The following is a 12015-nucleotide window of genomic DNA, read 5'->3' as shown; positions in this document are numbered from 1 at the left end:
CTTGTTCACACGATGTGTTCACATGCCATGACGTTACGATGTGAAAGCACGATGTGATTGATGTATCACACACTAGGATAGTGAGGAGTGATCGCAGGGTGTAAAAACGCCGTGCAAAATCAAGCATTCGCTTCGTTTGGAAATGCTGCGTGGTGGCGGCCTGCCGCATTGAAGCCCTTGGAGACGGCAAAAAAAGGGATCGAACATGACTCAAAGAATTTGCGCGATCAGCGGAAAAGGCGGTGCCGGGAAGACGACGGTTATTATCCTCGTTGCCGGCGAGTACGCTATTCATGGAAGGAAGGTTCTTCTGATCGACGCCGATCCGCGCCAGAACCTCGCCGAATGGTGGAAGCGATGTGAGGCCAAGGACAACCTTCCGGCCAACATCGAGCTGCACAGCGCGGCAACGCAGCGAAGCATTGAAACCGTGCTGGCCGAACAAGACGGCATCTATGACGTAATCCTGATGGACTCACCGGGCGTCGATAGCGTCATTCGCGACACGATCATCCGCAACTCCGACCTGGTGCTGACGCCAATTCAGCCGAACCAGGATGAAATCAAGGCGGCCGGCGAAGCCGCCACCATCACCGCGGATATTGGCGACAGGAACGGACGCACGATTCCCCACCTCAACGTGGTGACGCGCATCGCCCTTCCCGGCCGCGTTCTTGAGGCCTACAGGCTGATCCGTCCGTTCATCGCCAACCTTCGCGCCAATGGCTACGAATCGACGTTGATGGAAACCGAGCTCACCGAAAGAAATTGCTACCGCGAAATCCGCAACGGCCTCGGCACCTTGCAGATGCTCGAGCTGACCGACCCGGTGATGAAGGGTCGCGCGGAGGTCGCGGCGTTTGTGGCCGAGCTTGATCGCCATCTCGCAGAAAACCGGGAAAAGGTGGGAAATGTCTAAACCAGGCAAACTGTCCGTCTCTGACTTTCCGATCGCTCCGCGACGGCCCAAGGCAGCCATATCCAAAGCCGCAATGAAACCAGCCTCTGTGCCGGAAGAGGCAGAGGCTGGAACGGCTGCAGGGGAACCAGCTGCGGCGCCGGTTTCAGAAGCGGATGCGACAAGAGAACGGCCGCAGCGCAGTCTGCCGAACCCAAGCGGTGAAGAGCGCAAGAGCAAGGCGATCGAACGTGCTCTGGCTCAGGAGGAGGGACGCTATCGCTTGCGCGACCTCAAACGCGCGCACGTGCGAGAAGCCAAGCACTACGTCAATTGCCCGCTGGACTACGACACGAAGGTGCGACTGCAAAAGGCCGCCTTCGACAACGACATCAAGATGACGGTGATCATAAAGGCGGCCATCGACCAGTTTCTCCGAGACAACGGCTATTGATCCGTCAGGCGGTTGAAGATTCCTGCTCGGGATGACAATCGGTATCCTCATTGGCATCTACGCCGCACCGTGGGTCGGTCGCCAAGGCATCGACTTGGGTGGAGGCTCAAAACGCCACTTCCCCTTGAACGGGCTTTCGAATCCGCTGCCGATGCGGCTATTCGGCCATCTGACGAAATCGCCAAAGGCGAGCTGTTTCGCTTATCCAATTGAGATATATCAATGCACGGGGCGGGATCGACGGTTACCCTGCGGCGATGTATTAGTATCGGCAAAAGAATCAATCGCTGGCGAACTCCCGGCGCGTCTGGGGTGTCTCGATGGGAAAAACTTGTCGAAGCTGTGTTCGAGGGAAAGCGGCGTAGGTTGCAGCCAAGGCGCGCTGATTTTCTCCCAGTGGGCAGTGCCTATCCCAGTGCCAAAGTCGAGGGCATTATAATGCAGGATCCTCCGCAAAGAAGCATGGCACGCGAGCGCAGCATGGAAGTGATGGTGGCTTTTTGCGAGTAGCCGAAAGCGCTGTCCTCACTCTCCGCTTCTGGAAAGTCGCTGCGCAAGAGAGTGCTGAGGCGTGCTTGGGTCAATCCCGTTTTCAAAATGTTTGATTGAGGCGTCGCCCTATCCGCGACTGGAAAAAAGCAAGAAGGGAGAGGACGTGCCGAAAGATATGGACGCCTATAAAATCAAAATGGAATTGGTTGAGACGATCGATCCCGAGATCGACAAGCCTGTTTTCCGACGCCCGGGGTTCGAAGGCATCAAAACCTTCGGCGAACTCGATGAAAGAATTGCCGCCTTCATCCGTAAGGCGCGCGAGGACAAGGATCTGACCCGCGCAGAGCTTGCTCCCTTGCTTGGCCTTTCGATGCAGGTTTACGGCCGCTATGAACGCGCATTCTCAAAAATGCACGTCACGCGCATGATCCACTTGTGCGAAATCCTCGGATTCATGCCAATGGCGATGCTGTTCAGTGCTGCCCCGCATCTATGGGGCCGCACTGAGGAGGAAGCGCACGACACCATGGAGCTAGCGCAACAGATCGTGTCTCTGCCCCACGGAACCAAGCGCGATCTGCTGGCCCTGGTCAAGAAAATGGTGGCCTTGGAGCGGGCCGCGGAAGGAGCGGCGGCGGAAACACAAAGGGGAGAAGAAGGACGTCTTTAGGCGCCTCGCGCTGCGGTGGCGAAAGTCGGGCCTCGCCACAACTGGCCACAACCTCTTCGCCAAGATGACTTCCGTCAGGGCAAGCTTGATCGGCTATTGTTTCAATAGCCAATTAAGCTTGCAGGACAGATTTAACCGGCATGTCCAAGTTTCTGGCTTGTTTCCTGGCGCGCGTCGGCATCAGAGCGCGGGCACGGTGCAACCTGGTCTTTGACATCTCGGCTTGACGCCGAGCAGGTGGGCCGTTCCTCGACGATCAGCCCCTCAATGACGCGGGCGAAGAAGACGGGGCAGTAGACGTTACGACGGGCTGTCGGTCGCCCGCTCGAACCAGCCCGAGAATCTGCCAGTGCGCTGCTCCGGATCGCCGCTCGGATTGAGTGGAAACCGGATGATCTGCGACTCCGGGTTGTCGAACATTGCTCCGCGGCTTTGCGCTCGCGCAACTAACCGCGCCCTCACTGATGACTATGTGCCACCAGGCCGACAGGAAGGCGTCGCCGATGAAAGGCGCTAAGATGGGCTAAGGCCCTAACATAGGCCTCCTGCAAGATGTCCTCGGCCTCGGCGTCACTGCACAATAGGCCACGCGCAATGCGGTAGAGCGGTAAGCGACTGGTTATGAGTTTTGATAATGGGGTGGAAGGCATCCGCCTCGCGCGTCAAATGGCGCGCACCAGCGCCATGGTGGCGGCCATGCCATCATCGGTCCTAGCAAGGCGACCGTGGGCATCGCGGACTTTCTCATCGCGACCCGGTCTCTACTTGAACAGTATTCATCCGAAGATTGGATGCGCCTGCCGGCAGAAGGGTCCGACCTGCGATGTTCGGATGGCCCCTATGCTGCTGCTTTGAGCGGCGGCTCGTCTGCCGTTTGCAGGCGCATCGCCGCCGCCAGCAGGTCGGTCTGGGTGATCAGGCCGAGGATGCGCTGCTCGGCATTGACGCTGACGACGGCATGGCAGCGGCCGTCAGTGAGCACGGAAAGGAGGCTCATCGCCGTTGTGTCGGGCGAGGCGTTGCCCGCTTTCGACATCACGCCCTTGACCGTGTCGGTCCCTCGCGTCAGCTCGCGCAGACCGACGGCGCCGACCAGCTTTGCCTCGGCATCGACCACTGGCAAGGTGCGGGCGTTGTGGTCGAGAAGTTGCTTTCGGGCCTCGTCGGCGGTGGCATTTTCCGGCACCGAAATCACGTCGCGGGCCATGCTGTCCCGGCAAAGCAGCGGTCGGTGTGAGCGCACCATTGCCTGCAGCTCGACCTGCTGCAGCAACCTCTCGAGGTCCTCGCGTTCGATGTCGAATTTTGCGACAGAACCCTCGCGTTTCACCAAAACATCACCCCTATCCTGACGCCTTAGGGCGATCTCATCGACTCGCCTGAGCTGCCACACACGCCTTCGCCGGGAAGGTTGTTGATTGAGGAATAGCAGGTCCATTTGGACATTGCCTGAACCGTCTTCTGCTCACACGGCATACACCACGACGATGCCGCTCGTGACCTGCCATGAGGCCCCCCCTCCGGAGACGGCCTGCCGGTGGGGCTTCCTTACGGGCAGCCGATGTCCTATTGCAGCAAATCGCCCCGAAGCTGCCCGCAGCCGCTCGTCGCCATCCACCGCGCCCGCGCCAAGTGCGACGCCCAGGCCCGACGTGCCCGTTCCGGCTGGCGCTCTGGGTCAATGTTCAAGGTGGCTCGTGCCACCTTGCGCCAGTCAGCGCCCTCGGCTGCCGCGAACAGCAGGACTGCGTAGGTCGGGAGGTGCGCCATGTCGTAAGGCGTGACCTCGTCTAACTCGGGTGCCTCACTATCGATCCACGTTCCCTCGTCCGGTGGAGGCGCGTCGATATAGCGGCCAATCGAGGCCAGGTGCGCCACGATCTGGTAACGCAGGTGATCGCGGCTGCCGTAGCGCGCGTCGATGTCGGCGAGCTTCTTGTACAGCCCCCTCCGACTGCCGCGCGGAACATCGGAATCGCCCATGGTGTAGTAAGCCGGACCAACGGCACAGATATCGCAGCCGGTTGCGGCCACCTCCTGCACGAACGCCGGAATGTCCTTTTCTTGCATCCGCTTCATTCGAAAGCCTCTTCGTGTTACATGCCCTAGCACAACGTCCCGGATTTTGCAACCACACCGTGCATCCAGTGCATGACACACATTTGCGAGTGACTGTCAGCTCGGCGCCGGAAAGAATGCTATAGCCATGTCGCCGCAGGAATGGCAGTGGCCGCCAATCGGTTGGACTTGCGCCAGATTTGGGATGTGCCGCATAAACGCACCCCTCTTTGCCGCAACGGTTGCGGTGGCGCGGATTGGAGGGCCTCCTTCGCTGCCGTCAATACAAGGCGTACAAGGCGGAAGCACCGAAATGCCCGCCAGCGAGACCAAGTCAGTTCGATGCCGGAGAAATTTCGTGGCCGTGAGACCGGTTCAACAGGGCGACCGTAGGAGCATCAGCATAGTCGCCGCCGTCACGCGGGATTGCGGGGCTATGCGCGCCAGCTTGCCCGCGTGCTTTCGCAACAGAGGCGCAAGCCTTCTGCTCTGCTTCGACGATGCTCCCGCAGTAATGATTTTATCGCGCCCTCTGACGCGGAACCTATTTCAGTTTTGCGATAATCCTGTCCGGCTGTTTGCAAGCTTCCATCATGCCGCCGTACCACACACCTAACGGCGTGCTGGGATCATTGCTGGTCTCGAACTCCCCGAGATCAACTAGCTCGTCTATTTCACCTGGACAACTGTGTCCCAGCCAACGCATCGTGCCGAGATCGGTATCGAAAGTGTGTACCACGCCGGTCGCTAGAGAGCCGTCATCGAAGCCCCCCAAGGTCATCGAACCTCGTTTGGCATAGCCGATAATTGCCACCGGTCTCCGGCGCGAGTCTCGGAAGCGCTCGAACGCAATATTCAGGTGCGGATCGCCGAAGCCATAGCCCGCAAGCATGAGAGCATCACAGGCTCCTACAAGGCGGTCCAATTCGGCGTAATAAGTTCTGAATGGTCTTCTCAGAATTTGTGTTGTTTTGCCGTAGCCGGCGACGATCGCAGAAGTCGGTAATTTGGTGCCTTCAGGGTTGGTGCGTCCACTTCGCCCAGAGGAGTTTTGCGAGAAGACAGCGTTGATGTCGGGCTGCCAAAATATCTCGTGCATATCGGGAGTACTCGGTATTGGCATGTCGAAATGAATCGAACCATGAAGATGGAGCATGCAAGACCAATTCGGGCGAAGGAAAAGCCTTTCTTGCTCAAATCGCCTGGTGCGAGGATCAAACCCCGTCTCCGCGTTCGACATAGCGCGATGCATTACGTTGTCGTAGTTGAGCGTTACCATCGCAACCTCAAACTCGCTATTGAGTTCGGCGATGAAGGACTGGAGCAAGTCGAACTGGGCCATTCGGTCACGCTCGGCAGCCCTGCACCGCTCACGGACATCGTCGAGAATGCTGTCGATCGCATAACTCCCGAGATTGTACATTTGAAAGCTATCCACCGAGTGGAGATCCCGGCCAAAGAACTTGAAGTCCGGCAGGTTTTCCGGTCTCACGATAGCCGACAGCGCTGGAGAGGATGGTCCATGTTCCAGCAGCCCGGACGCAGCGAATACGGTATAAAGAACGTCTTCAAAATTGAGGTCACGAAATCGGCCGCGCGAAGCGCCTGCGTTCCAGCGTTTCCGGATCGCTTGTTCGATAAACCCATAGAGGTTCTCACCAGGACGATTGGCGAGTGGAAAACACGCCTGCATTTTGCTTTTAATTGTGTCGCCAACTTCCGCGACAGAAGGCATGCCAAACTCAAGGGTCGACCCCGCTCCGGTCACTATTAGAAGCTTCTTCTTCGCCATAAGTCTCCTCCCATTGATCTTTACGCAAGTACTCCCGTGTAGGGGCTCCGCGGCGTTATGCGAGGGACAAAACCGGTTAGTTTAGCCGGAATTACCAAAAATCTTGGCGAAGTTTCTCCGACAAGGACTCTGGCCGATCTGAGAACCATGAGGAGCTTGCGTTGCCCTGTATTCATCGTGACTCAAGAGAAGGCTTGAATGTGCTTTAATCAAAACTCGTCACAAGCGGTACCTCAATTATGAGTTTGCGGCCTAGTGGAGCAGGCATCGCCGGGAACAAGGTGGTCGCCCGGCCCAACGGGCAGAATTCTGGGTGTCGCGCGCCCTTTCGGTGACGGGCACCCCGCACTTCATCGGCAAGAGAACGGGCGACGGTTCTCCACGGCGCCAACCATCTGGTGGCGCACCGCGACGATCCGGATCTCTTATGGTACGGCGAACTGGAGAGCACATGCGCCCCCTGCCATGATGCGCGCATCCAGAAGGAAGAGGTGAGAGGTTACGCGAACGGGTGTGGTGAGAGTGGGAGGCGCATCGCGTCCAACCATCCGTGGAATCGGCAGCCTTGATTAACGTCTGCGATGTCTGACCAAGGCTATCCATGGCGGAGTGCTCTCGCTGAGGTTAAAGGCAGCCTTTTCGGCCTCGTACCAGGTCAGCCCGGTGAGCGGCCGACCGTATCTCTCGGCGGGAAGCCCTGTCAGGCTATCGATCACAGACCACAGCCCTGATTCTGACGGCAGAATCTTGTAGTGCCGCTGGCGTCGCTCCATTTCCATAACTACGTGCCCAGACGCATCCAGGTCTACGCTTCAATGACTTTGCCATTGTTGTCATAGGCACCTGCAGGAGGCCGGCCATGAATACATTCCCCTATCAAATCGCGCGGCTTGCCACCATCTGGGCCGTCGACGAGGTATCTTGGTCCGGCTTTGCCGCACTCCATGCACGCGCCGCAAGCACCATCTGGGCGCAGCGCAGCGTCAGCGGTGGGTGGTCATCAGGCCGAGATTTGCGAGGCCGTCCGGGTTTGTGTTCACGAACTGAATCGACACACCCGCGGCCGCGGCGATGCCGTGGGCCGAACGGTTCTCCACTTCGTGCCGTAGTACAGAAGCTTTCGCACAGGAGTTCAATGGCCACGAAATGCGCGGCGCTATGGCCCTACCTCGCCTTTTCGCATCTCCTGCGCGACTAGTCCGCCGGCAGCCAAATCCAGAGCGAGCGCTACATACGCAGCTGCGATGGAGCGCTTAGAAAGCACTGTCTCCCAGCCCGGGGTCAGCCGCTTCGGCACAACGAGATAGTCCACAGCCGCAGCGATCGCGGCTACCGCGGAGGCATCGCGCAGCATCAGTAGCGGCGACCGCGGAGGATTTCTGGCGAGCCAAGCCTCGAAAGGAGCGGCCCAGAATATGGCCGAAGCATGATGGGTGCCGAAGCCGACCGCCGTGTGCGCGAGGTCGGCCTTCCTAACCGCACCAGCCTTGTCGCCGTGGAGCCAGTGGCTGGTGGCGTTGGTCGGCTGCAGCGCCGACTTTCCTTCGGCTTTGGCCAGAAGGACGAGGAACGCCGCCGTCACAACACTTGCGACCGTGCCGGTCACGCCTGTCAAAAGTCCAGTCTTCAGCAAGCCGAGAGCATGATAGCCCGAACTCGTAAGTGGAAAGCTTCATCGCAGAGGCACATAATTTGAGAATCCGCCGCCCAAGATTCTCACGTTTAAATGCCAACCCTTAGCAAAACCGGCGCATTCTTACGTTTAACTGCCAAGCGACATCTGGCGACTTCTAGCCGATATCCTATTGGTTCGCTAATTCCGACAGGCTGCTAGTCTAGAATAGACTGCGCGCCATCCAGCAAGCGGGCGTTCTAACACACACCTTCAGGCAGTCCGGTGCTTATCAATGAGTTCTTTCACTCTCCTTTTGCGGTGCATCTCGGCGATCGCACCGCGTTCCCTTATGTCCGCACATTTCAGCTGCGCGTCCCGATAAAGCATTTTTGCTGCAGAAAGCTGGTCGTCGGTTGATCGTTTTCCGGGTCCTCCTCCGAACTGCAGAGCATCCCTGCACTCTTCAAGACTCGCCGGGAACACGCCAGCGAGTTGGCTGGCAAGCTCGCTTCGGCGTTGTGTGGCGCAGCTAACCTGAGACAGTCGCTGCGCGATCTCCCCAATTTGAGTGTGGGCCTCCCTGAAAGGGATGCCTTGCGACGCCATCCGTTCCGCGGCGACGGCCGTCATTGATGACCCGTCTTCCAGATGTTCGCGCATCGACCTGATGTTGAACGACATGTACTTCACGATAAGCGATGTAAGGATGATGGCCCTCGTCAGGGCCTCCTCTGAAAGCCTGAGAGGAGAGCAGCCGTAGTTGCTTGCTTCAATCGAGTTGCTGAAGGGTGCTTTGGAGGTAGCCGTTGCCGCAGAAACGTATGCGCCAATTACGGTGCTAGCCGACCCCTTGATGTGTTCAAGTAGGAACGGGTTCTTCTTTTGCGGCAGCATGGACGAGCCCCCGGCAAGATTTCGAGGAATGTCGATAAGAGCGAGTTCACGAGTCGTCCAGACCTGCAGATCCTGGGCCACACGACTGAGCAAGGTTGAGGTGCTAGCAAAGATAGAAAGCCCGTGCAGGTGATGGTCTCGGCTCGCGACCGCATCAAGTGAGTTGAACGACGGCTCTTCAAATCCTAGAAGACTTGCGGTTTTCAAAGGATCAATCTGCATACTGGTGCCTCCGCCGGCACCAGCTCCCATAGGGCAGTTCCTGATGTCTTCCAGCAGACTATGGAGGCGCTGGCGCTCGCGCCCCAGAGCGAAGAAAACGCCAAGCAGGTAGTGGCCTGGCGACCCAGGGAGTGCGATCTGGTATTGGCTGTACAACGGAGCCACGAGTCTCGATGCCTCTTCCGCTCGCTGAAGCAGGGCATCTTGTGCAATTCCTATTTCTTGCGAGATGGAACATGCTGTCTCCCGAAGAACCAGGAGAGAAATGGTCGCGTTCAAGTCGTTGCGGGACCTCGCAAGGTGCAGCCAACCGGCCTTTTCTAGGCCAGCTCTGGCGGCAAGTTCGGCCTCGTAGGCAAGGTAGAGGCCACGCGGAGCATCGCGGCCTTCCAAAGACTGAAAGCCCTCGTCCTGGAGATCCAAGATGTGCTTGAGGAGCTCGGCAGCGGCTGCTTGGCTGACCAAGCCCTGGTCCGCCAGCATCACCAGATGTGCTTCGTCTATGGTCGCCTGGTGCCGTAGAAGGCGACCGTCACGCGAGATTTCGATAGGCGGAGCGAGCAACTTCATCGCTTCGGGATGCAGAGTCCACCTAGTATCGCTTGACCCAGGGTCCTGCTTGTTGTCCGATTCACCAACACTCGTCTCGATGTCGATCACAAGGGAGTCGATCATCCGTTGAGCTGCCGCGACGGCGGCATTCAGTTCATCAGCGACGCCGACGGCGTAAGCTACTCGGTCTCTGAAGTCGCCATTTATTTGAACTTCGTCTCCCTCAGACTTCAGCAGACCCACTTCAGGCACTGTCGGCTCTGGATTTCGAGAGAAGCCAAGGCGTTTGAGCTTGCCGGATCTATGAGCGAGTTGGAAGCGGATGGCTCCCGCCCTTGCGCTCGCGCGTGGAGGTGCGAGCCCTTCTCCCGCGTAAAGTCCAATCACCATGTCAAGGATTGAGGTGCCCAAGGCGTGCGAGAGCATGACTGGAATCATTCCTCCAGCCAGCCGGGGGTTGACCTCGATGATGACGGGACCCGATTCCGTTATCACGATTTCCACATGAGCTGGTCCGAACTTCAGGCCCAGAGCCGACACCGCTCGCGCAGCGAAAGAAGCCACTTCCTTGAGGGATGGCTCCGGTAGCGAGGCCGGGAAGTCGTGCCCCACCTCCACGAAGGAGGGAAGCGGGCTTTTGTGCTTGGCAAGAATTCCAAGGCAATGCAGCGTCCCATCGTACGCAATTATCTCGGCAGAGTATTCCTTACCCGGTATATATTGCTGGATGAGGATGTCGGGACTGGGCAGATCCACTTGATCCAACAATACGTTCTTTGCACTCTCAAATGCCGTGATGGCGGCTGTGGCACTATTGCACAACCGCACTCCGCTACTGCCGCTTCCGGAGACCGGCTTCACGACCACCGGCAGAGTAGCTCGTGTAAGGATGTTCTCGACGTCCCTGACGGAAGTGGCCAACCGAGTTTTAGGGATCGTGATCGATGCTCGTTCCAACTCGACCGCTTGCTGCCATTTGTTCCGGCAGGTGGCTATAGCACCCGAATCCGCTGTTGGCAGCCCGATCGCCGCCGCGAGGCTTGCCGCTGCTTCCACAAAATAATCTGACGACGAATATATTCCCGCGAGGTTTTTTAATTTGGCGGCGACTCCGATGAGTTCGTCCGGGCTGCGGGTTTCAGCTTCGATAACTTCAGCGGCGGAGTCCCTGAGAAACGGATAGCGCGCGGGATTGCGCGTGACTAGGTAGGGCTTAAAGCCCAGGAATCGGGCCCGCGTCATCAATAGTTCGCCGGTGCCTGTCGTGTTGCTTTCCACGAAAAGGAAGCTACCCCGGTTCGTCATGAAGCATTCTCCAGCAAGTGTAGGACAGCTTCCCGGCTTCTCCGATTCCAATGATATCGGTTCCATGGTGGGAGAGCCGTCGAGGGATGATTTTCGGTCGCCGGCGCGTCCAGGGGTACACCTTCATCCAGACATCCGTTCTGCTCGAGCCACTTATCGTCATAAACAGCATCGACGTAGCGGTGGCCTTCATCAGGACATACGACGACTACGGTATCATCTGGATACTGCCGAGCGCGCCAGCGCCCCACGATATAGCTCGCGCCGGAAGTCGGTCCGGCGAAAACGGCGTGCCGCTCGTGGAGAGTACGCGTTGCGGCAAATGCGAGCGGAGCCGAGATGAAATGCACCTCGTCGTACAGTTCGTGCTTGACGTTCTTCGGGACAAGACTGTTCCCCAGCCCCCGCAGCTTCCGTTCGCCGTCCGGTTGACCAAAAATGACGCTATTGAAGGTGTCCACTCCGACTAGGCGCGCACCAGGGGCTTTTTGGCGGAGGCGCTCTATCGTTCCGCAAGTTGAGCCTCCAGATCCGACGGAGCCAACCACAGTTACGTCGGCGCCAAACATCTCCGATATTTGATCGGCGAAGAGCTTATAGGCTGCCGGATTGTCCGGTGTTTCGTATTGCCGGGGCCAGAAACAGGAGGAGCCTAACTGTCTCATTCTAGCGTTTAATGCGTCGAGGCGGCTTCTTTGATAACCACCCCGCTTCGCCTTTTCGGTTATTATGACAACTTCGGCTCCCAAGGAGATCAACCTGTTTTCCAGGCCTTTGTCCATCACTGGATCTGTGAAGATTTCGAGCTGGAAACCATGTTCCCGGCAAACTACGGCCAAACCGAGTGCGAAGGTTCCACTCGAGGTCTCGATAACTTTCATGCCGTGAGTCAAATTTCCTCGAGCCAGCGCTTTCTCAATGATGTACTTCGCAGGGAGAAGCTTCATGAACGCGAACTGCGCAAGATAAAGGTTTGTCCCGCACTTAATAATGCTGGGGAGAGCATAGGCATCAGAATAGCTGGAGAATGGCAGGCGTCTGCGAACAGCGTCCATATTGC

At 58.0% G+C, this 12015-nt stretch carries 10 protein-coding genes; 3 read left to right on the top strand and 7 right to left on the bottom strand.

The genetic code is table 11. The annotated features are described in order from the left end of the window. The first annotated feature begins 205 nt into the window (after positions 1 to 205). The 3 genes from EN846_RS28000 to EN846_RS27990 all read left to right on the top strand — a co-directional run bounded on the left by EN846_RS28000 (position 206) and on the right by EN846_RS27990 (position 2517). Positions 206 to 919, top strand: a complete 714-nt coding sequence (locus EN846_RS28000; protein ID WP_135914002.1) for a ParA family protein — start codon at positions 206 to 208, stop codon at positions 917 to 919. Next, complete coding sequence (locus tag EN846_RS36030; protein ID WP_245518737.1) at positions 912 to 1352, top strand: hypothetical protein; 441 nt, start codon at positions 912 to 914, stop codon at positions 1350 to 1352. Before EN846_RS28000 ends, EN846_RS36030 begins: the two co-directional genes overlap by 8 nt. Before the next feature lie 667 nt (positions 1353 to 2019). Next, a complete protein-coding gene (locus tag EN846_RS27990; protein WP_189523723.1) occupies positions 2020 to 2517 on the top strand; it encodes a helix-turn-helix transcriptional regulator in 498 nt (165 codons plus the stop codon). A 458-nt stretch (positions 2518 to 2975) separates the two neighbouring features. On the opposite strand, the gene EN846_RS36025 is transcribed toward EN846_RS27990, so the two are convergent. From EN846_RS36025 to EN846_RS27945, 7 genes are all read right to left on the bottom strand, one after another. After that, positions 2976 to 3167, bottom strand: a complete 192-nt coding sequence (locus EN846_RS36025; RefSeq protein WP_245518736.1) for a sigma factor — start codon at positions 3165 to 3167, stop codon at positions 2976 to 2978. A gap of 188 nt (positions 3168 to 3355) precedes the next feature. Next, positions 3356 to 3847, bottom strand: a complete 492-nt coding sequence (locus tag EN846_RS27980) for a CBS domain-containing protein (RefSeq protein WP_245518735.1) — start codon at positions 3845 to 3847, stop codon at positions 3356 to 3358. A gap of 236 nt (positions 3848 to 4083) precedes the next feature. Further along, positions 4084 to 4596 (bottom strand): hypothetical protein, encoded by a 513-nt coding sequence (locus tag EN846_RS36545; protein ID WP_348630835.1) that lies wholly within the window; start codon positions 4594 to 4596, stop codon positions 4084 to 4086. A 523-nt stretch (positions 4597 to 5119) separates the two neighbouring features. Continuing rightward, a complete protein-coding gene (locus tag EN846_RS27965; RefSeq protein ID WP_135914001.1) occupies positions 5120 to 6367 on the bottom strand; it encodes an SIR2 family protein in 1248 nt (415 codons plus the stop codon). Between the two features lie 1156 nt (positions 6368 to 7523). Continuing rightward, entirely contained in the window at positions 7524 to 7973 is a 450-nt protein-coding gene (locus tag EN846_RS27955) for a hypothetical protein (RefSeq protein WP_245518734.1), read from the bottom strand. Positions 7974 to 8252: 279 nt separating this feature from the next. After that, complete coding sequence (locus EN846_RS27950; protein WP_135913998.1) at positions 8253 to 10955, bottom strand: lyase family protein; 2703 nt, start codon at positions 10953 to 10955, stop codon at positions 8253 to 8255. Beyond that, positions 10952 to 12010, bottom strand: coding sequence for a pyridoxal-phosphate dependent enzyme (locus EN846_RS27945; RefSeq protein ID WP_135913997.1), 1059 nt, complete (start codon positions 12008 to 12010; stop codon positions 10952 to 10954). The genes EN846_RS27950 and EN846_RS27945 overlap by 4 nt, the downstream gene beginning before the upstream one ends. Between the last annotated feature and the right edge of the window lie 5 nt (positions 12011 to 12015).

Origin of the sequence: Mesorhizobium sp. M4B.F.Ca.ET.203.01.1.1, from assembly GCF_004791025.1 — a bacterium.
Lineage (GTDB): Bacteria > Pseudomonadota > Alphaproteobacteria > Rhizobiales > Rhizobiaceae > Mesorhizobium > Mesorhizobium abyssinicae.
This window is presented reverse-complemented; position numbering and strand designations above follow the sequence as displayed.

What these genes read in the sequence shown, in the direction of transcription:
- EN846_RS28000 (WP_135914002.1), top strand. Translation starts at nt 206, where the DNA reads ATGACTCAAAGAATTTGCGCGATCAGCGGAAAAGGCGGTGCCGGGAAG.
- EN846_RS36030 (WP_245518737.1), top strand. Translation starts at nt 912, where the DNA reads ATGTCTAAACCAGGCAAACTGTCCGTCTCTGACTTTCCGATCGCTCCG.
- EN846_RS27990 (WP_189523723.1), top strand. Translation starts at nt 2,020, where the DNA reads ATGGACGCCTATAAAATCAAAATGGAATTGGTTGAGACGATCGATCCC.
- EN846_RS36025 (WP_245518736.1), bottom strand. Translation starts at nt 3,167, where the DNA reads ATGCCTTCCACCCCATTATCAAAACTCATAACCAGTCGCTTACCGCTC.
- EN846_RS36545 (WP_348630835.1), bottom strand. Translation starts at nt 4,596, where the DNA reads ATGAAGCGGATGCAAGAAAAGGACATTCCGGCGTTCGTGCAGGAGGTG.
- EN846_RS27965 (WP_135914001.1), bottom strand. Translation starts at nt 6,367, where the DNA reads ATGGCGAAGAAGAAGCTTCTAATAGTGACCGGAGCGGGGTCGACCCTT.
- EN846_RS27950 (WP_135913998.1), bottom strand. Translation starts at nt 10,955, where the DNA reads ATGACGAACCGGGGTAGCTTCCTTTTCGTGGAAAGCAACACGACAGGC.
- EN846_RS27945 (WP_135913997.1), bottom strand. Translation starts at nt 12,010, where the DNA reads ATGGACGCTGTTCGCAGACGCCTGCCATTCTCCAGCTATTCTGATGCC.